Annotated in this window: 20 protein-coding genes; 8 read left to right on the forward strand and 12 right to left on the reverse strand. The window is 74.5% G+C overall.

Going from position 1 to position 17337, the window contains the following annotated elements; all coding sequences use genetic code 11:
* Positions 1 to 144: 144 nt before the first annotated feature.
* Both crgA and ND486_RS06790 read left to right on the forward strand, forming a co-directional pair.
* Complete coding sequence (gene crgA / locus ND486_RS06785) at positions 145 to 405, forward strand: cell division protein CrgA (RefSeq protein ID WP_020626195.1); 261 nt, start codon at positions 145 to 147, stop codon at positions 403 to 405.
* Positions 406 to 506: 101 nt separating this feature from the next.
* A complete protein-coding gene (locus ND486_RS06790) occupies positions 507 to 944 on the forward strand; it encodes a PH domain-containing protein (protein WP_251783289.1) in 438 nt (145 codons plus the stop codon).
* Positions 945 to 1097: 153 nt separating this feature from the next.
* On the opposite strand, the gene ND486_RS29615 is transcribed toward ND486_RS06790, so the two are convergent.
* The gene (locus ND486_RS29615) at positions 1098 to 2210 is read right to left on the reverse strand and encodes a rhomboid family intramembrane serine protease (protein ID WP_251783290.1); all 1113 of its coding nucleotides are present in this window, start codon (positions 2208 to 2210) and stop codon (positions 1098 to 1100) included.
* 37 nt (positions 2211 to 2247) lie between these two features.
* Entirely contained in the window at positions 2248 to 2793 is a 546-nt protein-coding gene (locus tag ND486_RS06800; protein WP_062399093.1) for a peptidylprolyl isomerase, read from the reverse strand.
* 43 nt (positions 2794 to 2836) lie between these two features.
* Here ND486_RS06800 and ND486_RS06805 point away from each other — a divergent pair, with 43 nt between their 5' ends.
* Positions 2837 to 3241, forward strand: a complete 405-nt coding sequence (locus tag ND486_RS06805) for a hypothetical protein (protein WP_062399091.1) — start codon at positions 2837 to 2839, stop codon at positions 3239 to 3241.
* A gap of 27 nt (positions 3242 to 3268) precedes the next feature.
* Here ND486_RS06805 and ND486_RS06810 read toward each other — a convergent pair whose 3' ends face one another.
* On the reverse strand, positions 3269 to 4429 hold the full coding sequence (locus ND486_RS06810) for a prolyl oligopeptidase family serine peptidase (protein WP_251783291.1): 1161 nt from the start codon (positions 4427 to 4429) through the stop codon (positions 3269 to 3271).
* Positions 4430 to 4662: 233 nt separating this feature from the next.
* Between ND486_RS06810 and ND486_RS06815 the strand changes: the two genes are divergently transcribed.
* Complete coding sequence (locus tag ND486_RS06815; RefSeq protein WP_251783292.1) at positions 4663 to 5286, forward strand: hypothetical protein; 624 nt, start codon at positions 4663 to 4665, stop codon at positions 5284 to 5286.
* A gap of 100 nt (positions 5287 to 5386) precedes the next feature.
* Here the strand turns inward: ND486_RS06815 and ND486_RS06820 are convergent, their stop codons facing one another.
* The 6 genes from ND486_RS06820 to ND486_RS06845 all read right to left on the reverse strand — a co-directional run bounded on the left by ND486_RS06820 (position 5387) and on the right by ND486_RS06845 (position 10745).
* Complete coding sequence (locus ND486_RS06820; RefSeq protein ID WP_062399087.1) at positions 5387 to 5947, reverse strand: GNAT family N-acetyltransferase; 561 nt, start codon at positions 5945 to 5947, stop codon at positions 5387 to 5389.
* Between the two features lie 62 nt (positions 5948 to 6009).
* Positions 6010 to 6768: a dihydrofolate reductase family protein gene (locus ND486_RS06825; RefSeq protein WP_251783695.1), complete on the reverse strand. Its 759-nt coding sequence runs from the start codon at positions 6766 to 6768 to the stop codon at positions 6010 to 6012.
* A 2-nt stretch (positions 6769 to 6770) separates the two neighbouring features.
* Positions 6771 to 7637: a dihydropteroate synthase gene (gene folP, locus ND486_RS06830; protein WP_083657976.1), complete on the reverse strand. Its 867-nt coding sequence runs from the start codon at positions 7635 to 7637 to the stop codon at positions 6771 to 6773.
* A gap of 94 nt (positions 7638 to 7731) precedes the next feature.
* Positions 7732 to 8733 carry a triacylglycerol lipase gene (locus ND486_RS06835; RefSeq protein WP_251783293.1) on the reverse strand — a complete coding sequence of 334 codons (1002 nt, stop codon included), beginning with the start codon at positions 8731 to 8733 and terminating at the stop codon, positions 7732 to 7734.
* 240 nt (positions 8734 to 8973) lie between these two features.
* Positions 8974 to 10182, reverse strand: coding sequence for an acyl-CoA dehydrogenase family protein (locus tag ND486_RS06840; protein WP_208820421.1), 1209 nt, complete (start codon positions 10180 to 10182; stop codon positions 8974 to 8976).
* Between the two features lie 32 nt (positions 10183 to 10214).
* On the reverse strand, positions 10215 to 10745 hold the full coding sequence (locus tag ND486_RS06845; RefSeq protein WP_208820423.1) for an SCP2 sterol-binding domain-containing protein: 531 nt from the start codon (positions 10743 to 10745) through the stop codon (positions 10215 to 10217).
* A 98-nt stretch (positions 10746 to 10843) separates the two neighbouring features.
* Here ND486_RS06845 and ND486_RS06850 point away from each other — a divergent pair, with 98 nt between their 5' ends.
* The 3 genes from ND486_RS06850 to ND486_RS06860 all read left to right on the forward strand — a co-directional run bounded on the left by ND486_RS06850 (position 10844) and on the right by ND486_RS06860 (position 12725).
* Positions 10844 to 11449, forward strand: a complete 606-nt coding sequence (locus ND486_RS06850) for a TetR/AcrR family transcriptional regulator (RefSeq protein ID WP_251783294.1) — start codon at positions 10844 to 10846, stop codon at positions 11447 to 11449.
* Positions 11450 to 11844: 395 nt separating this feature from the next.
* Entirely contained in the window at positions 11845 to 12225 is a 381-nt protein-coding gene (locus tag ND486_RS06855; protein WP_251783295.1) for a hypothetical protein, read from the forward strand.
* Positions 12226 to 12338: 113 nt separating this feature from the next.
* The gene (locus ND486_RS06860) at positions 12339 to 12725 is read left to right on the forward strand and encodes a hypothetical protein (RefSeq protein WP_251783296.1); all 387 of its coding nucleotides are present in this window, start codon (positions 12339 to 12341) and stop codon (positions 12723 to 12725) included.
* A gap of 115 nt (positions 12726 to 12840) precedes the next feature.
* On the opposite strand, the gene ND486_RS06865 is transcribed toward ND486_RS06860, so the two are convergent.
* Entirely contained in the window at positions 12841 to 14466 is a 1626-nt protein-coding gene (locus ND486_RS06865; RefSeq protein ID WP_251783297.1) for a hypothetical protein, read from the reverse strand.
* A gap of 80 nt (positions 14467 to 14546) precedes the next feature.
* On the reverse strand, positions 14547 to 15269 hold the full coding sequence (deoC, locus tag ND486_RS06870) for a deoxyribose-phosphate aldolase (RefSeq protein WP_251783298.1): 723 nt from the start codon (positions 15267 to 15269) through the stop codon (positions 14547 to 14549).
* A 169-nt stretch (positions 15270 to 15438) separates the two neighbouring features.
* Here deoC and ND486_RS06875 point away from each other — a divergent pair, with 169 nt between their 5' ends.
* The gene (locus ND486_RS06875; RefSeq protein ID WP_251783299.1) at positions 15439 to 15903 is read left to right on the forward strand and encodes an STAS domain-containing protein; all 465 of its coding nucleotides are present in this window, start codon (positions 15439 to 15441) and stop codon (positions 15901 to 15903) included.
* On the opposite strand, the gene ND486_RS06880 is transcribed toward ND486_RS06875, so the two are convergent.
* Positions 15879 to 17327 carry an NAD(P)/FAD-dependent oxidoreductase gene (locus ND486_RS06880; RefSeq protein ID WP_251783300.1) on the reverse strand — a complete coding sequence of 483 codons (1449 nt, stop codon included), beginning with the start codon at positions 17325 to 17327 and terminating at the stop codon, positions 15879 to 15881. The genes ND486_RS06875 and ND486_RS06880 overlap by 25 nt on opposite strands.
* Between the last annotated feature and the right edge of the window lie 10 nt (positions 17328 to 17337).

The raw sequence follows: 17337 nt of genomic DNA on the forward strand, positions 1-17337 counted from the left end.
CGGACGGCGAGACGGTCGCGCTACCGTGGTGGCGGATCTGTCCGGGTCGCCACGTCCCCCGACCACGGCGCCCCGTCGCAGGTCCCGCCCCCGGCCGGCGCACCGGCCGGACCCGTGTCCGACTCCGACAGGCGATGAGGTCAGATGCCGAAGTCGAAGGTCCGCAAGAAGGCGGCCTACACCCCGCCCCCGGTCAGCCGCACCCCGCAGAAGGTCGCGGGACCGACACACCCGGCCTACATCGCCGTCATGGTCGCGATGTGGATCCTCGGCCTGGCCTGGCTGGTGATCAACTATCTGGCCGGTCCGTCCATCCCGTTCATGCTGGCGCTGGGCAACTGGAACTTCATCATCGGGTTCTCACTCATCGTGATCGGCCTGCTGATGACGATGCGGTGGCGTTGACCAGCAGAAATACACGGATGTGAGTTGTCCACCGTGTGGATGGAGCCTGTGGACAACTTCACATGACCACACAGGGTGATCGACTTCGGTGGTCGACGCCGGTGGGCACGGTCGTCGTGCTCTGGGCGCTGGCGGTCGCCGCGACCGGCTGGTCGGTCACGGTGCTCGTCTCCGGCGCGGACGCGGCGGGCGCGTTGGTCGCGGGCGTCGCTGCGCTCGGTCTCACCCTGGCCGCGGCGTCGGGGACCCGTGCCCGGCCCCGGCTGGAGGCCGGCCCCGAGGGGCTGACGGTCCGCAGGCTGACCTGGACCCGGCACGTGCCCTGGGGGCGGGTGGACGACCTGCGGCTGCTGCGGACCCGCAGGCTGGGCCGCGAGTCGGTGCTGCTGGAACTGGAGCTGCGCGACGTCGACGACCACGAGCGGCTGGTGATCCTCGGCCGGGCCGAGCTGGGCGCGGACCCGGTGGACGTGTTCGACGACCTCGCCGCCCTCCGCCCGGGGCACCGCCCCGGCGACGCGGGCCCGCCCGGGCTCTGACCCGCCACCCGCACCTCGGCGAGCACCGGATCCGGCCCCGACGGCCCGGGTCGGCGGGCAGCCGCCGGCAGGCACCTCGGGGCCGTCCTGACTCAGTGGCGACAGCCCTGAGCTGCCTCTCGACGTACGGGCCGAGGTCGGGCCCGGGCTGCCTCAGACACCGGCGGCCGCGAGCAGCCCCGCGGCGCGCACCCCGATCAGTACCAGCGCCAGCACGGCCAGCCCGGAGACCGCCAGCAGCTGGGTCCGCCTGCGCTGCGGGGATCCCGTCCCGAGGTGGACCAGCGCCGCGGTGACCGCGGCGCCGAAGACGAGCCCGCCGAGGTGCCCCTGCCAGGAGATCCCCTGGATGCTGAGGCTGATCACGGCGTTGATCGCGATGACGGCGACGACCTGCCCGGTCGGCAGCTTCAGCCGCCGCAGCAGGACGAACAGTGCCCCCATCAGCCCGAACACCGCACCGGAGGCGCCCGCGGTCGCCCCGACCGGGGAGCTGAAGAGCATGACCGCGGCCGCACCGCCGAGCATGGAGACGCCGTAGACGGCGACGAACCGGGCCCGGCCCAGGACCGCCTCGACCTCGCGGCCGATGATCCACAGGGCGTACATGTTGAACGCCAGGTGCAGCGGGCCGATGTGCAGGAAGCCCGAGGTGATGATGCGCCAGTACTCGCCGTCGGCGACCAGGAGCGGGACGAGCCCCCCGGCGTCGAACAGCGGCGAGCGGAAGTTGGACATCACGCTGCCCGCCGTGACCGCGGTGAGCACGTAGACCACCACGTTGGCGACGATCAGACCGGGGACGATCACCGGCTTCCCGGTGCGGCTCGCACCGGCGACGTTGCGCCAGCGCGGGGTCGTCCGCGCGCCCTCGGCGAGGCAGTCCACGCAGTGCTGGCCGACCGGGGCCGGCCGCAGGCAGTCGGGACAGGCGGGCCGGTCGCAGCGCGAGCAGGCCAGCCCGGTGGGCCGGTCGGGGTGCCGGACGCAGACCGCGCCGGCACCGGACCCGGCCCGCGGGACCCCACCGGGCGGTGGACCACCGTGCGGGACGCCGTGCGTGGCACCGCCGTTCGGGGCCCCGCCGTACTCCGCGCCGGAACCGGCCCGGGGCGGACCGCCCGGCGCGCCCGGCGGCGGCCACTGGGGCTGCGGGTAGCCGGGCGGCGCCGGGTAGTACGGCGTGCCCGCGGGGCCGGGGGAACCCGGCCCGCCCTCGGGCTCGCCGGGTGTCCCGGATCCGCTGTCGTCGGGTCGTCCGTTCACCACGGCCCGTCCACTCGGTGGTCGGAGACCTGCGGGGTCAGGACCGCTCGATCTCGATCTTCTCGATGACCACGTCGGTCAGCGGCCGGTCGGCCTGGCCGGTGGTGGTCTGGGCGATGGCGTCCACGACGGCCCGCGACTCGGCGTCGGCGACCTCACCGAAGATGGTGTGGCGCCGGTTCAGGTGCGGGGTGTTGCCCACCGTGATGAAGAACTGCGAGCCGTTGGTGCCCGGCCCGGCGTTGGCCATGGCCAGCAGGTAGGGCTTGTCGAACTTGAGGTCCGGGTGGAACTCGTCGCCGAACTGGTAGCCCGGGCCACCGCGACCGGTACCGGTCGGGTCGCCGCCCTGGATCATGAAGCCGCTGATCACCCGGTGGAAGATCGAACCGTCGTAGAACGGCCCGGAGTCGCCGCCGCTCGCGTTCGGGCCCGTGTAGTCCTTGCTGCCCTCCGCGAGGCCGACGAAGTTCGCGACCGTCTTCGGCGCGTGGTCGCCGAACAGCACGACGCGGACGACGCCCTCGGAGGTGTGCAGGACGGCCGTCGTGTTGGCGTTTCCTGGTTCCGTCACGGCTACCATCGTGCCAGTAAGCAGCCGCATCCGTGGGAAGCAGGTCCGGAACATGAGTGCCGAGAGGACGCGGGCCCGTGCCCGCAAGGATGCGGTCGAGGCCGTGCACACCTTCGCCGACGCCGGCCGGATCGCCGGTGGCGCGGTCGCCGACGCCGTCGCGGGAGGGGTCTCGTCCCGCCTGTCCGGCCTGTCCGACGTGGTGTCCGGCTCGGTGCACGACGCCCGCCACGCGCTGGCCGAGGTGGTCGAGCCGACCCCGGCGCGGGTGCGCCGGGCGCCGTGGATCGTGGCCGTCCTGCTGCTGACCGCGGCCGCGGTGTGGGGCTGGGCGACGGTCCTGCAGCGCGAGCGCGAGGTGGACCCGGGGACCCCGGTGCCGACGACCCCGCCGACCGACGACCAGATCCACGGCAAGCCGATCGGCCAGGGCCGGTCGCAGACGAGCGGTCACTGACCCACGGCCCGTCCCGGGGCGAACGGGTCAGGCCGGGCGCAGGGTCCGCAGGAAGCCGGTCACGGCGGCCTCGTAGCCGTCGGGATCGGCGTTCCAGCTGCCGGTGTGCTCGGTGCCGGAGAACTCCCGGTAGGTGACCGGCCAGCCGTGCCCGGGGGCGGCCGCGGCCAGGTCCCGGCTCAGCGTGACCGGCACGGCGGTGTCGGCGTCGCTGTGCAGGACGAGCGTCGGCGGGCGGACCGCGGGCGGGCGCCGGACCAGGTCGAAGCGGTCGAGGTCGATCCCGATCCGGCGCGCGGTGAACCGGGCCGCGACCCCGGCGAGGGTCGGCGGGAGACCGCGGTTGCGGGCCTGCCTGCGCAGCGTGCGACGCCAGTCGAGCAGCGGCGCGTCCCAGACCACGGCGTCGACGAGGTCGGCGTGCGGGGACCTGTCGAGGAACGCCCCGCCCACCGCGGCCCCCATCGACCAGCCGACCAGCACCAGCCGGCGCGCGCCGTGGACCAGGGCGTAGGCCGCGGCGGCGTCGATGTCGCGCCACTCGGTGTCGCCGAGGTGCGAACGCCCGTCCGGTGACTCCGGGGCGGTCCCGTCCCCGCGGTAGCTGACGACGAGCTGGGCCAGCCCGGCCGCGTGCAGCGCGGGCAGGATCCGCAGTGCCTCGCGCCGGGTCCCGCCTCGGCCGTGCACGCACAGCGCCCAGGTGTCCGGGTCACCGCCGTCCGGGGCGGGGATGCGCCAGGCCGGGGCGAGGCCGAGGTCGGTGGGCACCCGGACGTCGTCGAAGGGCAGCCCGCGCGCGGACGGGTCCGGGTCGAAGGGGCCGGCGTCGAGCACCGCGGGGCCGGTCGCGGGGACCGGGCCGGCGTGCAGCTCCCGGACGACGGTGCGGCGCCCGCGGTCCAGGACCGGACCGACGACGGCGAGCCCGGCCGGGCCGCGCAGCCCCCAGACGCCCGGCTGTGCGGACAGCCGGGTCCGCGCCAGCTCGACGGTGCCGTCCCCGGCGGCGACGACCCGCTCGGGCAGCCCCGGGTGCGGCGACGGGTGCAGCAGGATCGTCGAGTAGTGCCAGCCGATCGCGGCCGCGGCGGCGCCGCCCGCCCCGCCCAGGGCCCCGGCCAGCGCTCCCGCGACGGGCGCCGAACGACGGACGGAGTGGCGGACGGAGGAGCTCGGCGCGCGCACACACTCATCCTGCTCTCCCGCGTACGTGTGCCGCGAGTGGACCACCTGAAGCCTGCTGGAGTGACGAGACGGGGTCGTACGTGCGAGACCCCTCTCAGGTTGCCACTCGTACGAGTGAAGATCCCCGCCGATCGACTGCGGAACGCAACCGGCCGATGTGGATCTCGTTGTCCCCCGGCGAGGGTCGTCCGTCGGCCCTCCGCTCCCCCGCTCCCCCTTGGAAGGACGTGCGCATGACCTCGCTCGCCCGTACCGCCCTGCGGCTGTCCCTCGCCGGCGCCGGCATCGCCGCGCTCGGCGCCGGCGTCGTCGGCCAGGCCTCGGCCGCCGAACTGCCCGAGGCACCCGACGCCCCGGACACCTCCGCCCTGCCGTCCTACGAGGACGGCACCGTGTCGAACGACGCGAACAGCGTCTCCTTCGGCGAGCTGCAGACCCCGCACGGCGAGGCCTCCGGTCTGCCGGAGCTGCCGTCGGCCGACGCGCTCCCCGGCCTGCCGGGCGCCGACGCGCTGCCCTCGGCCGACTCGCTGCCGAGCACCGACGAGCTCCCGTCGGCGGACTCGCTGCCGAGCACCGACGAGCTCCCGTCGGCCGACTCGCTGCCGAGCACCGACGCACTGCCCTCGGCGGACTCGCTGCCGGGCGCGGACGACCTCTCCACCGCCTCGCTGCAGTCCGCGGACGCGCCCGAGCTCCCCTCCGCTCCGGACGTGCCCGAGCTCCCCTCCGCCGACGACGCCCCCGAGCTCCCCTCCGCGGACGACGCCGACCTCCCGTCGGCCGACGACGCCGGCGCGCTGCCCGTGTTCGAGGTCCCGGGCGTGATGTACCTCGAGGCCCCGACCGTCTCCTGACGGCGGACCGACGAGCGCCGGACCCCCGACCGGCGCTCGCGACGTCGCCCCTCCGGTGTCCCCCACGACCGGGGCACCGGACGGGCGACCGCGGACGGGGTCAGGGCCGGCCGTGCCGCGGACGCGGCGGCGGCGCGGGCACCACCGGCGCGCGGACGAGGAGCTCGTAGCGGTCGAAGGACCCCTCGTCGTCGACGACGTGGCGCAGGAACCGGAACCCGGCCCGTCGCGCGACCCCGACCGATGCGGTGTTCTGCGGGTCGACGTCGATCGAGATCCACCGCACGTCACCCCGTTCGCCCAGGTAGCGGGCCGCGAGCCGGACCGCGCGCGTCGCGAGGCCGCGACGGCGGTACGCCGCGTAGACGCCGTAGGACAGACCGGCCCGGTCCCCCGCCGGATCCAGGTCGACGTCGATGGTCCCGGCGAGGACGGCGCCGCCGTCGACCCGGATGCCGAAGCTCAGCTTCGGCCCGTCGTCGGCCCAGCGCTCGATCGCCCGGCGGACGTGGGCGCGGGCGGTCGCCGGGGTCGCGGGTGCGCCACCGAGCCAGCGGACGATCTCGGCGTCCTCACCCGCGAGGTGGGCCGTCACGTCGTCCCAGCCGAGCGGACTGAGGACGACGACGCCGTCCGCCAGCATGTTCGAGGGACGCGACACGGCACCATCCTGCCCCAGACGTCGCCGTGCGTGATCGGGACCTCCCCCTCCGGGGTTCCCCGTCAGGACGACGGCGCCTCGCGCACCCGGTAGCGCATGAGGAGCGTGTCGTCCCCCGTGACGACGCTGACGAGCTCGAGACGCGCGGGGTCCATGCCCGCGCCGCGGGCGATCCGGCCTGCCTCGCCGGAGACCAGGAACGGCGCGAGGGTCAGCCGCAGCTCGTCGACCAGGCCCGCCTCGGCCAGGCTGCCGAACAGCGCGGGTCCGCCCATGCAGTTGATCCGGCGCAGCCCGCGCTCCCCCAGCGCGGCGACGGCGACGGCGAGGTCGACCGACTCGTCGCCGGTGAGCACGACCTCGGCGCCGGCGTCGGCCCACCGGCCGCGCAGGTCCGCCGGGACCGACTCGCAGGTGAGCACGATCGTGGGGACCACGGTGTCGGTCAGCACCGGCGCCGAGGGGTCGAGCGAGCGCCCCGACGAGGTGACGACCGCCGTCGACGGCAGCTCCGACAGCCCGAAGCGGCGGCGCCGGTCGTCCATCCGGTCGTTGTGCTTCACGCCGGTGAACCCCTCGGCGGTGGCCGTCCCGGCCGCGACGAGCACGACGTCGGCCAGGTCGGTGCCCAGGTCCAGCACCGCGCGGTCGGGCGGGGTGGACAGCCCGGCCGAGCTGCCCTCGACCTCGACGGCGCCGTCGGCGCTGGACACGAAGTTGACCGACAGCCGGAGGCGGTCGTCCGGGTAGGCGTAGAGCCGTTCGAGCTGCTCGGTCGACAGCGGGCCGGCGTCGGCCACCGGGAAGATCTGGTGGATCATGCTCACGCCAGCAGTCTCACCGCCCGCGACGGGTTCCGCTCGCCACGGACGGTGGCGACCATCTCGCAGGTCTCCCGGGTGGCCCGGGCCTGGTGGGCGCGCACCATGGCGACGCCGCGGTCCGCGGCCAGCGCCGTCGCGGCGAGGGTGCCGGTCAGCCGCTCCTCGAGCGGCACGGCCAGGGACTCCCCGACGACGGTCTTGTTCGACATCGCCAGCAGCACCGGCCAGCCGGTCGCGACCATCTCGTCGATGCCGCGCAGGACCTGGAGGCTGTGCAGCGTGTTCTTGGAGAAGTCGATCGCCGGGTCGATGAGGATCCCCCCGGCGGGCACGCCGGCGGCGACGGCCTTCTCGGCGAGCGCGACGGTCTGGTCGATGACGCTGCGGAGCACGTCGGCGTAGCGGGGCCGGTGCGGCTCGGTGCGCGGGGTGACGTGGTCGGTGTGGGCGCTGACGTAGCCGGCGCCGTACCGGGCGGCGACGTCGAGGATCGCCCCGTCGGCGGCGGCCCAGTTGTCGTTGACCAGGTCGGCCCCGGCGGCGCAGACGGCGTCGGCGGGCCCGGCGCGGAAGGTGTCGACCGAGATCGCGACGTCGGGGAACGTGTGGCGCGCCCACTCCACGGTCGGTACGACCCGGTCGATCTCCTCCTGCTCGGTGACCTCGGTGCCCGGACTGGCCGGGACACCGCCGATGTCGATGACGTCGGCACCCTCCCGGACCACCGCGGTGATCCGGTCCCGGGCCGCCTGCTCGGCGAAGGTGACGCCGTGGTCGTAGAACGAGTCGGGGGTCCGGTTCACGATCGCCATGACCATCGCCCGGTCCCGGTTCCAGGTACGTCCACGGAACGTCACGCTCGGCACGTGGTCTCCTCACAGCACGGACGGGCCCGCTGCAGGACCCGGTTGGATCTCCATCCTCCCCGGGGCCCGGCGTACGCGCCCACCCCGCCGGTCGTCAGCCGCGCGCGTACTCCCGCAGCGGCGGCTCGGCCGCCACCCGCGGCTCGGTCGCGATGCTGGTCGCGACCTGCCCCAGCAGCCGCGCCTCGTTCGCCGGGAGCTGCGTCCGGTCGACGGCGGGCATGACGTCGGCCAGGCAGACGGCGCGGTCGATCCGGCCCGCGTCGGCGGGGCCGTCGTGGTCCAGCGCGTCGGCGACGACGGCGTACCCGACCGGGTCCGTGCTGCCCATGGTCAGGTGCTCGGCGACGTGCACCGGGCAGATCGACTGGACGGGGACGTTCGCGACCCGGCCCGCGCCGTCGCGACGCAGCTCCGAGCTCGCCGCGGGCGGCAGGTTCGGGACCACGACCTCGTCGGTCACCGTGTAGACGACGGTGTAGTCGATCCCGGCGAACGTCTCCGGCCCGTCGTCGAGTGCGGCGAGGAACCGGGAGCCGGTCCGCTGCTGCCAGAACGCGGGGACGCAACCGGGGCCGCAGACCGGGTAGGCGTCGAGCGTGCCGTGGTTCGACGGGTCGATCCCGATCAGGTCGGTGACCATGCCGCGGGTGTCCGGCCAGTACTTCAGCGCCCAGCGCGGGACCATGCCGCCCTGGCTGAACCCGACGACGGAGATCCGTCCGCCGGCCTCGTCGTGCATGGTGCGGATCGCGTGGACGACGTGCTCGGCCGCGACCTGGATGTCCCCGGTCGCGTGCGCGGGCAGCTGCACGAGGCAGTGGGCCCGGCCCTCCTGCGCGAAGGCGCGGGCGTAGTTCCAGTCGAAGTTGACGTCGGGGTCCAGCGTCGTCCCCGGCACCAGCAGGACCGGGCTGCCCGCGGAGCCGGCGAGGTCGCCGTGGCAGGTGAGGCTCTCGTCCAGGCCGGGCGCGGTGAGCGCGGGCCCGGGGTCGGGGTCGCGCTCCGGGGAGGCCGCCGCCACCCCCGCGACGCCGGTCAGGCAGGCCGCGGTGACGGCCAGCGCGAGCAGGGTGGACCTCGTCGTCCGTGCCATGTCGTCCCCCGTTGTCGATCTTCTCGATCGGTGAACGAGGGCGGCGGCCTGCGGTGACGCGTTCTCGTCGGTCCGACGACGAACGGGTGCGCCTCCGGCGGACGGGCCGGAGCCCGGACGGCGGCCGGCGAGGCGGCCGCCGCGGCGTCCCGGACGAGCGGCGCGTCGCCCGCGGCGGGAGCCACGCCCCGCCCGGCGAGGCCGGCCCGCTGACCGTCGCAGCGGACCGGCCCGCCGGGGTCACGCCAGGTGCTTCCCGGAGATCGCGCGGGCGATGACGAGCTGCTGGATCTGCTCGGTGCCCTCGAAGATGTCGTAGATCTTCGAGTCGCGGTGCATCCGCTCCACCGGGTGCTCGCGCGAGTAGCCCGCACCGCCGAGGATCTGGATGGCGCGCTCGGTGGTCCACACCGCGACCCGGCCGGCCTTGAGCTTGGACATCGACCCCTCGCCCGCGGTGAACGGGACGTTGTTGCGGCCCATCCACGCGGCCCGGTGCACGAGCAGCCGGGCGGCGTCGATCTCGGTCTTCATGTCCGCGAGCATGAACGAGATCGACTGGTTCTCGATGATCGGACGGCCGAAGGCGACGCGGTCCTTGGCGTACTCCAGCGCGTACTCGTAGGCGGCGCGGGCGATGCCGATCGCCTGCGAGCCGACCGTCGGGCGGGACAGCTCGAAGGTCTGCATCGCGGCCGAGCCCTTCGACCTCTCCCCCGACCGGGCGCGGGCGAGCCGCTCGTCGAGCTTCTCCTTGCCGCCGAGCAGGCAGGAGCCGGGGAGCTTCACGTCGTCGAGGAAGACGTCCGCGGTGTGCGACGCGCGCAGACCCATCTTCTTGATCTTGCGGGTGGACTCCAGGCCGGGGGTGTTCGGCGGGACGACGAACGCGGCCTGGCCCTTGCTGCCCAGGTCTGCGTCGACGACGGCCTGCACCACGTGGATGTTCGCGATGCCGCCGTTGGTGGCCCAGGCCTTCTGGCCGGTCAGGGTCCACTCGTCCTTCGCCTCGTCGTAGACGGCGCGGGTACGCATCGCCGAGACGTCCGAGCCGGCCTCGGGCTCGGACGAGCAGAACGCACCGACCTGCGGCTCGGAGGCGTCGCCGTAGCACTGCGGGATGAACTCGACCATCTGCTCGGGCGTGCCGGAAGCGAAGATGCCGGCCACCGCGAGGGTGGTGCCGAAGATCGCCATGCCGATGCCGCCGTCGCCCCAGAAGAGCTCCTCGTTGACCAGCGGCATGGACAGGCCGGTCTCGTCACCCCAGAAGGAGGCGAGGGTCTCGAAGTTGTAGAGCTCGATCTTCGCGGCCTCCTGCAGGATCGGCCACGGGGTCTCCTCGCGCTCGTCCCACTCGGCGGCGGCCGGGCGTACGACGTCGGCGGCGAAGCCGTGCACCCACTCCTGCAGCTCGCGGTGCTCCTCGGACAGTTCGAAGGAAGTCATCTCAGCTCTCCGCTGGTCGGTCGCGGTTCTCGTCAGGCGGACGGGATCTGGAACATCTTCTGCAGGGCGGTCGCGAAGCCGACGTCGCCGGAGACCTTGAGCTTGCGCGTCATGAACAGGGTCACCGGGTTGGCGTTGTTCGTGGCGACCTTGAGGAACTCGGTGCCCGGCATGGTCAGCGCGGTCCGGGCCTCCTCGTCGGTGCCCTCGGTGACGGTGCAGGTCCCGTTCTGCATCACGGTCTGGAAGCTGTCGGTCGTCGAGCCGTCCTTGATGTGCCAGTGCACGACCTGCCGGTTTCCGGAGGCCCCCTTCGACGAGTAGAACTCGCTCATCCGGCCGAAGATCGCCTCCAGGACCGGCCGGCGGACCTCGGAGGACATCACGGTCGCCAGCTGCTGCTTCGACGCGGTCTTGACCAGGCGGGCGAACAGCGACGGGTCGACGTCCTTCGCGTTCCCGTCACGCAGGGCCGTGCCGAGGGTGGAGATCAGCTGCTCGTCGGACAGGGACTTCGGGTCGACGCTGCGACCCAGCTCGTTGATGTCGACCGTGTCGGCCATCGCTCGCTCCACCTCGCCGTGGTTCACACAAGTGTCCGGTACTCGCCGTACCGGCTCGGACGGGGCGTACTTTACGCAGCAGTAGCTAAGCTGTCGAGATGGCACCCCCACCCCGCCGCAGGCTCCCTGCCGCGCAGCGCGAGAAGCAGGTCCTCGACGCGGCGGTGCGCGTGTTCTCCCGGGACGGGTTCCACGACGCGTCGATGGACACCGTCGCCGACGAGGCGGGGCTGTCGAAGCCGATGGTCTACACGCACGGCGGGGGCTCGAAGGACGAGCTGCTGCGGCGGTGCATCCGCCGCGAGTCCGACCGGCTGCTGGAGTCGGTCTCCGGCGCCGCCGCCGGGGCACCGGCCGACGCCGAGGTGCGCCTGCACCGCGGCCTCCGGGCGTTCTTCGCCAGCGTGACCACCCACCGCGACGGCTGGTCGGTGCTCTACCGCCAGGCCCGCACCGGGGCACTCGCGGACGAGGTGCACGCGGCGCGCACCCGCATCGTCGACCGGGTGGCACAGCTACTGGCCGCCGAGCTGGTCGTCCCCGAGGGGGTCGACCCGGCGACGGTCACCACCCCGATCGCGGCGGCGCTGGCGGGTGCGGCCGAGGGGCTGGCCGACTGGGCCGGCGACGGCGGGGACCCCGACGACCTCGCCTCGACGCTGATGGCGCTGGTGTGGCCGGGGCTGGCCCTGCTGCGCTCGTAGTTTCTTCCGCCGAGAAATCGATCGCCGTGCAACTGATCACCGGGTCACGATTGTCACCACACAAGAGGGACATCGAGCCGTAACCCCGCCGTGTCCACGCGCAACGTAATTCGCGCGCGTTATTCGGAGTGCGCGTACAGACTGGACGTCACTCGAACGAGTGATGTCGCCGAGTCACTGTTCCAGCAGCTCAGAGCCATGATCGCCTATTCTTCCGAGAATGTCGGATCGCTACGTGCGACACATCGTCAGCGGTTCACCGAGACGGGTGTCGATGGCGTCACCTGGTGTCGGCGCGCATTCCGGGAGAACGCGGGTTACCTTTCTCCGTAGTACGTCCCCTTATTCCGGGGCGTGCAGTAGACAGCAGTGAACCCATGAAGGGAACGCATTCCATGCGTCAGTCCGTGCGTACTCTGGCCGCCGCCGCCATCGCCGTCCCGATGACCCTCGGTGCGGCCGGGACGGCCTTCGCCGACGACACCGTCGAGCAGGGCCAGGCTTCCGAGGCCACCGCATCGTCCGAGCAGGGTGCCGCCACCGAGCAGGGCAACAGCTCGTTCGCCCCGGTCACCCAGGCGAACCCGGCGCTGAACGTGAGCGACGTCCTCGGCCTGAGCGACTTCGCCAACGAGGACTACGACGGCGGTGAGGGGTCCGGGCAGCAGATCGTCCAGGACAACTCGATCGACTCCTCGAACGAGCAGGGCAACACGGCCTCCACCGAGCAGGCCCAGAAGACCGTCGTCGAGCAGATCGCCGGCCTCGCGGGCTGATCCGCCGCCGTCCCCGGGCCGCCGGGGCACAACCCACCGCTCCGGCGCCGACCGCCCGTGCCGACCCCTACGACCGGGTCGGCCGGGACCCTTCCCCGAGAGGATCGTTCCCCATGCGCAAGTCCTTCCGCATCGCCGCCGCCGCGGCGCTCGCCGTCCCCATGACCATCGGTGCGGCCGGCATGGCCTTCGCCGACCACGAGCGCGGCGACCGCAGCGAGACCAGCACCCAGGAGACCGCGGGTTCGGCCACCGGCACCCAGTCGTCGGAGAGCACCCAGGGCAACGCCAACGGCGCCCCGGTGACCCAGGCGAACCCGGCGGCGAACGTCGACGGCATCGCCTCGCTGAGCGACTTCGCGAACGAGGACGTCCGCGGCGGCTCCGGCCAGGAGATCGTGCAGGACAACTCGATCGACTCGTCGAACGAGCAGGGCAACAAGGCCTCCTCCGAGCAGGCCCAGAAGACCGTCCTGGACCAGGTCGCCGACCAGTCCTGAGACACCCGAGGTCCGGGGGCACAGCCCGGCTTCTCCGGCGAACGGGCCGGTCCGCGGACGGGCGGGCCGGCCCGTTCGTGTGTCCGGGGCGCGCCCGCCGGCCGGGTGGTGGCGCTCAGCCCTCCGTCGCCGGACGGGTGACCAGGCGCCGGGTGCGGTCCGGCAGCCGGTCGACGATGCGGCCGATCCGCTCGGTGGTGCCCTGCAGCGGCGCGAGCGCGTCGGCCAGCACCCCGATCTGCCGGTCGAGCGCGTCGATCCGGGCCGCGACCGACCGCAGGTCCGGGGCGACGGCGGTCAGCTGGCTCGCGGCCTGCGCGAGGTTGACGTCCAGCGCCGCCAGCCGCGGGGTCCCCTCCGCGTCGGCGTCCGCGACGGCCGCGGCGATCCGCCGGACGGCGCCCTGGTCGCCGGTGGCGGCGGCCAGCGTCGCAAGGTCCTCGCGCACGGTGGCGAGTACCCGCAGCGGCTCCACCGCGCCCGCGAGGGCGGCGAGGTCGCCGGGGGTGCGGGCCAGCTCCTCCAGCGGTCCGACCGCCTGGGCGAGCCGCGCGAGGTCGGCCCGGGTCGCGGCCAGCTCGTGCACCGCGGGCACGGCGCCGGTCAGGCTCTCCAGGTGCTCGCGGGCCGAGGCCAGCTCCCGCAGCGGCTCGACCGCGCCGGCGAGCTGCGCCAGGTCGGCGCGGGTGGCGGCGAGCTCCTGGAGCGGGGCGACGGCGTCGGCGAGGCGCTGCAGCGAGGTGACCGCCCCCGCCAGCGCAGCCAGGTCGCCCGCGGCGGGGGCCAGCTCGCGCAGCGGCGCCGCGGCACCGGCCAGCTCGTGCAGGTCGTCCCGGACCGCGGCCAGCTCGGACAAGGGACCGACGGCCGCGCCGAGCTCCCGCAGCGACTCCACGGCGCCCGCCAGCTCCGACAGCGGACCCACGGCGGTGCTGAGCTCGCGCAGCGGCTCGACGGCCGTGCCCAGCTCGCGCAGCGGCTCGACCGCCGTGCCCAGCTCGGTCAGCGGACCGACGGCGGTGGCGAGCTCCCGCAGCGCCTCGACCGCGCCGGCGAGTTCCGACAACGGACCCACGGCCGCGGCCAGCTCCCGCAGCGCCTCGACGGCCCCCGCCAGCTCCTGCAGCGAGGCCACCGCCCCGCCCAGCTCCCGCAGCGGCCCGACCGCGGCGGCGAGCTCGTGCAGGTCGCCCCGCACCGCGGCCAGCTCCCGCAGGTCCTCCCGCATCCCCGCCAGCTCGTGCAGGTCCCCGCGCACCGCAGCCAGCTCGTGCAGGTCCTCCCGGAACCCGGCCAGCTCGTGGAGGTCCTCGCGCACGCCGGCCAGCTGGTGCAGGTCCTCGCGCAGCCCGGCGAGCTGGTGCAGGTCTTCGCGGGCACCGGCCAGCTCGCGCAGTGGTCCGGCGGCCCCGGCCAGCTCGACCACGGCCGCGGTCAGCCGGTCGATCCGCTCGACGGTCACCGGGTCGTCCCACAGCGTCACGACCCGGCCGAGCACGTCGTCGAGCACCGGGGCGAGGCCGGTCAGGGCGGCGTCGACACCGGCGATGCGCCGCGGCAGCGCGGCGACGTCGGCCGCGACCGACGGCATCGCCTCGACCGCGCGCGGCGCCTCGGCCAGCCAGCCGGGCAGCCGGCGGCCGATCTCCACAGCCGCGCCGACTGTGCCGAGGGCGGCGCCGATCAGGGTCCCGGTGACGCCCGCGGGCGACCAGGAGCTCGGGAGGGGCTGCTTCGCCATCGGTCTCCTCCGGGGCTCACGGGAACGTGCTCGGTCAGCTTCGCAGATCCGGCGGCCCGGTGTACCGCTCGGTAGCTCCCTCAGTACGACGCGTCGTCCACCCGGGCCGCCGCGTCGCCGCCGGCGTCGCGGGCCGCGGCGTCGTCGAGGATCGTGGCCGTACCGCTGGTGCCGAAGCGAGTGACACCCGCGGCGTGGAAGGCCAGCACGGTGTCGAGGTCCCGGACCCCGCCGGAGGCCTTGACCTGGACCTGCGGTCCGACGGTGGCGCGCATGAGCGCGAGGTGCTCGGGCGTGGCACCGCCGCCGGCGAAGCCGGTGGAGGTCTTCACGAACGCCGCGCCCGCCGACTCGGCGGCCCGGCAGCCGGCGACCACGTCGTCGTCGGACAGCAGCGCGGTCTCCAGGATCACCTTCACGACGCGGCCGTCGGCGGCCCCGACGACGGCGGCGATGTCGGCCTCGACGTCGCCGGTCAGGCCGCTCCGCAGCCGGCCGACGTTCAGCACCATGTCCAGCTCGGCGGCGCCGTCGGCGATCGCCTGCCGCGCCTCGGCGACCTTGGCCGCGGTGCTGGTCGTGCCGTGCGGGAAGCCGATCACGGTGCCGACGGCGACGCCGGTCCCCGCGAGCCGGGCGGCGGCGTGCGCGACGTCGGACGGGCGTACGCACACGCTGAAGATGCGGTAGCGGGCGGCGAGGTCGAGCTGGGCGTCGACCTCGGTGCGGGTCAGCTCGGGCTTGAGGATCGCGTGGTCGATCATCCCGGCGATCGCGGCGGCGGAGAGGGTCGTAGCGGTCACGGTGGTCCTTCGGGTCCCGGCGGGAGGATCGCCCCCGCGGGTGGTCGGGCGGTCGGGTGCGAAGGCTACGCGCCCGGGGCCCGCCGATCAGCACATGCGGTGACGGCCACCCGCTGCGATGCTGGTCGGAGGTGCCGGAGATCCCGGTGGCCGAAGGGGGTTCTCGACCATGGCGGACGACGACCGCTCCGTGCCGGATGCCGCGCAGGCCGCCGCTCCCGGGCCGACGCTGCGCTTCGAGCAGTCCAGCCACCCGGCGGGCGCCACCGTGCTGCACGCGATCGGCGCCATCGACGACGAGACCTCCCCCGACCTGTGGGTCGAGATGGGCATCTGGTCCGAGGCCGGCCCCGAGCTCATCCTCGACCTGACCGGCGTGGACTTCCTGGGGACGGCGGGGCTCAACTCGCTGCTCCAGTCGCGCGACATGCTGGGCGCCGAGGGCAAACGGCTCCGGGTGTACTGCGGGTCGAGCCGTCCCGCCCGACGCGCACTCCAGGTGACCGGCGCGATGGACCTGTTCGACGTCGTCGACCGGATCCCCGAGGAGCCGGCCTCGTCGCGGAACATGGTGTTCGGCGTACCGGACCCGGACGTCCGCCTGGACGGTCAGCGCCGCTCGAACGACGGGTAGCCCGCGGCGGCCTCGTCGTCGCAGGCCCGCAGTACCCCCGCGACCCCGCCGGGCACCGCGTGGGGAGCGACCGGCTCCGCCGGGCACGACAGCGCCTCGATCGTCGATAGGCCGTCGGCGTCGAGGGCGCCGATCGCCCGGTCGACCCACTCGACCTGCCCCTGCAGGCAGGCCGCGTCGTTGCCGTACCCGAGGGTCGGCGCCAGCGGCGCGAACAGGTTCGGGAAGCCGGGGTGCGCCATCCCGAACAGGCCCGGCCCGGTGCCCAGCCGCCGCCCGTCGCGGCCGACGACGTCGATCCCGGCCCGGGTCGCGCCTGTGTCGAACCCGGTGGCCAGCACGATCGCGTCCAGCCCGACGACGGTCCCGTCGGCCAGCCCGACCCCCTCCGGCCGGATCCGCGTGACCGGGTTCCGGGCGACGGGGAGCACCTCGACGTCGTCGCGGTGGAAGGACTCCAGCCACCCCTGGTCGGTCGCGACGGGCCGCAGGCCGTAGTCGTCGCCCTCCGGGACCAGCGCCGCCGCGAGGCGGTCGTCGCCCAGCCGCGCCCGCATCCGGTCCCGGACGACCGCGGCCGCCGCGGCCCGCAGTGCCGGGTCGGACGCGAGCCCGGCGAGCCGGGCCGGGTGCAGCGCCAGCGGGTCCTCGTCGTGGACCGTCCCCAGACTGTGGAGTCCTCTGTGGACGGACGGGTGTCCGGTGCCGGACGGTGTGGACCGGACGGCCTCGCGCATCGCGGGCAACCGGTCGCGATAGGCCGCGCGCTCCGGCCAGCCGAACATCGGATTGGCCGCGGGCAGCACGAACCGCGGGGTCCGGGCCAGGACGGTGAGCCGGCCGACCCGCCCGGCCAGGGCCGGGACCAGCTGGACCGCACTCGGCCCGCAGCCGACGACGCCGACCCGCAGCCCGTCGAGCCGGGGTCCCCCGGCCGGCCACGCTCCGGTGTGGACGACCGGCCCGGTGAAGTCCGACCGGCCGGGGACGGCGTCGGTGCGGGGCGCGGTGAACGACCCCGTGCAGCGGACCAGGAACCGCGCGGACAGCTCGTCGTCGCCGGTGCGGATCCGCCAGCGGCCGCCGTCCCAGCGGGCGGCGGTGACCGGTGTGGACAGTCGCAGGTCGCGGTGCAGGTCGAGCCGGTCGACGACGAACCGCAGCCAGCGCAGCACCTCGTAGCCGGCCGGGAAGCGCTCGCTCCACCCCCAGTCGCGGTACAGCTCGTCGGAGAACAGGTACTGGTAGGCGGCACCCTCGGTGTCGATGCGGGCACCCGGGAAACGCTGGTGGTGCCACACCCCGCCGGGCTCGGGCGCGGCGTCGACGCAGGTCACCCGCAGACCGCGCCGGCGCAGCAGGTGCAGCGCGTACAGACCCGCGACCCCGGCGCCGACGACCACGACGTCGTGCTCGTCTTCCACCGGCCCAGCG

It is taken from the genome of Pseudonocardia sp. DR1-2 (genome assembly GCF_023717215.1).
Lineage (GTDB): Bacteria > Actinomycetota > Actinomycetes > Mycobacteriales > Pseudonocardiaceae > Pseudonocardia > Pseudonocardia alni.

Coding starts and splice junctions, on each gene's coding strand:
- crgA (WP_020626195.1), top strand. CDS start 145: ATGCCGAAGTCGAAGGTCCGCAAGAAGGCGGCCTACACCCCGCCCCCG.
- ND486_RS06800 (WP_062399093.1), bottom strand. CDS start 2,793: ATGGTAGCCGTGACGGAACCAGGAAACGCCAACACGACGGCCGTCCTG.
- ND486_RS06805 (WP_062399091.1), top strand. CDS start 2,837: ATGAGTGCCGAGAGGACGCGGGCCCGTGCCCGCAAGGATGCGGTCGAG.
- ND486_RS06815 (WP_251783292.1), top strand. CDS start 4,663: ATGACCTCGCTCGCCCGTACCGCCCTGCGGCTGTCCCTCGCCGGCGCC.
- ND486_RS06825 (WP_251783695.1), bottom strand. CDS start 6,768: ATGATCCACCAGATCTTCCCGGTGGCCGACGCCGGCCCGCTGTCGACC.
- ND486_RS06835 (WP_251783293.1), bottom strand. CDS start 8,733: ATGGCACGGACGACGAGGTCCACCCTGCTCGCGCTGGCCGTCACCGCG.
- ND486_RS06840 (WP_208820421.1), bottom strand. CDS start 10,182: ATGACTTCCTTCGAACTGTCCGAGGAGCACCGCGAGCTGCAGGAGTGG.
- ND486_RS06845 (WP_208820423.1), bottom strand. CDS start 10,745: ATGGCCGACACGGTCGACATCAACGAGCTGGGTCGCAGCGTCGACCCG.
- ND486_RS06850 (WP_251783294.1), top strand. CDS start 10,844: ATGGCACCCCCACCCCGCCGCAGGCTCCCTGCCGCGCAGCGCGAGAAG.
- ND486_RS06855 (WP_251783295.1), top strand. CDS start 11,845: ATGCGTCAGTCCGTGCGTACTCTGGCCGCCGCCGCCATCGCCGTCCCG.
- ND486_RS06860 (WP_251783296.1), top strand. CDS start 12,339: ATGCGCAAGTCCTTCCGCATCGCCGCCGCCGCGGCGCTCGCCGTCCCC.
- ND486_RS06865 (WP_251783297.1), bottom strand. CDS start 14,466: ATGGCGAAGCAGCCCCTCCCGAGCTCCTGGTCGCCCGCGGGCGTCACC.
- ND486_RS06875 (WP_251783299.1), top strand. CDS start 15,439: ATGGCGGACGACGACCGCTCCGTGCCGGATGCCGCGCAGGCCGCCGCT.